Origin of the sequence: Ligilactobacillus animalis KCTC 3501 = DSM 20602, from assembly GCF_001434535.1 — a bacterium.
Taxonomy (GTDB): domain Bacteria; phylum Bacillota; class Bacilli; order Lactobacillales; family Lactobacillaceae; genus Ligilactobacillus; species Ligilactobacillus animalis.
Window position 1 is genome coordinate 1 of the sequence record NZ_AYYW01000023.1, and the last position, 1,792, is coordinate 1,792.

At 35.2% G+C, this 1,792-nt stretch carries 3 protein-coding genes; all 3 read right to left on the reverse strand.

The features are described from left to right. Window positions 1–653: 653 nt before the first annotated feature. The 3 genes from FC30_RS03665 to FC30_RS03670 are packed head-to-tail and all read right to left on the reverse strand — an operon-like array spanning window position 654 to window position 1,706. Window positions 654–1,136, reverse strand: a complete 483-nt coding sequence (locus FC30_RS03665; RefSeq protein WP_010689172.1) for a hypothetical protein — start codon at window positions 1,134–1,136, stop codon at window positions 654–656. Window positions 1,137–1,191: 55 nt separating this feature from the next. Continuing rightward, window positions 1,192–1,332, reverse strand: coding sequence for a hypothetical protein (locus FC30_RS09465; RefSeq protein WP_010689173.1), 141 nt, complete (start codon window positions 1,330–1,332; stop codon window positions 1,192–1,194). 23 nt (window positions 1,333–1,355) lie between these two features. Next, window positions 1,356–1,706 (reverse strand): hypothetical protein, encoded by a 351-nt coding sequence (locus FC30_RS03670; RefSeq protein ID WP_056938468.1) that lies wholly within the window; start codon window positions 1,704–1,706, stop codon window positions 1,356–1,358. Between the last annotated feature and the right edge of the window lie 86 nt (window positions 1,707–1,792).

The following is a 1,792-nucleotide window of genomic DNA, read 5'->3' on the forward strand; positions in this document are numbered from 1 at the left end:
GCGTCAAGTTAGCGTCAAAAGTTTTAGAGCTATGTTGTTTTGTATGACTCCAAAACCTTACCAATTGCAATTTACGGCGTTTGATGAGTTTTAGAGCTATGTTGTTTTGTATGACTCCAAAACAAGCGAAGAGATTGGCGAAGAACGTCAATATTTTTTTTGCATGACTCCATAAATGAGTTAGTGCACTAGAACATACTGAATTATTTTAGAACTATTATTTAACGGCTTGATTCTTTTAGCAGAATCAAGTTATTTTTTGTGTAATCACAAAAATAATATGATGGTGTTTTGAAAAATCTTATGTTGTATCCTACAAATAAAAACTAGCATGTTGACCTCTGTAATACTTGATAGACAGCAAAAAAGCGCCTAATCAATAGGCGCTACGTACTTACCTGTTAGCACACCTCCATTTTTCCAATCCTTTAAATACCAGTACAACACTTGTAATCACTAATAAACTAACTAAAATATTAACGACTAAGTTCACTTCAGCAGAAGGCATCAACTTTGCAATAAACAAACTATAAAAATACTACGTGACAAAAATAGCAACTACAATGGCAATACTCACTTTATCTTTCATGTTCAGGAGCCTCCTTGTGATCACAAAGATAGTAACCGTTTACAATTAAATTATACACTATACCTTAGTGACTTTGATATAACTTTCCGTCAAACGATAATTTCCACTCAGGATCATAAAAGCAGGCTTCACTCGGATACATTATCTTTTGTAGCCCAAACACTTGCAACAACGCCTCCCCTTTAGCGATCACTTGCTGATATTTCTCCAGACTGATATCGCCTCGCTGCAACTGTAATTCCAAAAATCCTGTGTGGATATACATGTGACATTCATGACAGATCGAGACATACCCAATCAATGTTTGGATCAAATTAGCAAAATCATATTCATATTGCTCGTGGAGTTCAAGCCAGTCTCCAGCAGTATGACTGACATATCGTTGGCAGATCATGCAGTGATGATCGGCTAACAAGCGGTACTGCCTTTTCAATTTATCCCACTCGAACTGTCCCATGATCGTTCGTGGATTCACATAATGCAATGCCGGTGGAACTGGAGGTTGTGTCAAAACTTTGACCATATTGATATCTAATTGCTTATTCATTTTTATCCTCCTTAGAAATGTTGCCGTACGTTCCTTCTCTAACTTCAAAATATCTTTAGGTCTTAGCTTTCCGACTGTCACTTAAGATATGCTCCTGTGTATGCGTCCCCTCTATCAATTCATCTTGTAAAGTAACTTTTTCAAACGGTAATAAATTGGAATCATTTAGCAAAAGTTCCACATCTTTAAGAGTCAATTTAATTCCATCGTCTCAAGTGATCAGGGCATTACTAAATCATAGATATCAGCAATTCGTTCTTTACCAACATCCATCATTGCATCTATTTTTTCAATAATTTCTTCACGACTATACGCCTTACTATCCAAGTAAATAATGCTTTTATCTATTATCTCTTCTTCAGTATGATATCTATTGAATGCTTCCATATCATCTTTTATTCTCAATGTGAGATAAGTATAGTCCATATAGTATTCTTCGATCTGCTCGGTTTTAAATTTTGTTGATTTCTTTATGATCTCAATGATTTCTTCGTAGCTATACCCTACACTGGCAAGCTTAGTGAGCATATTTATGAGAAACCAATTTTGCTTCTCATCGTCTTCTTCCACATGTCCATCTACTCTGATTTGGTGCAAACACTGCTATATAAAATGTAGAACAATATAGAAGTTTAAGTACATTCTTCTACATTGTT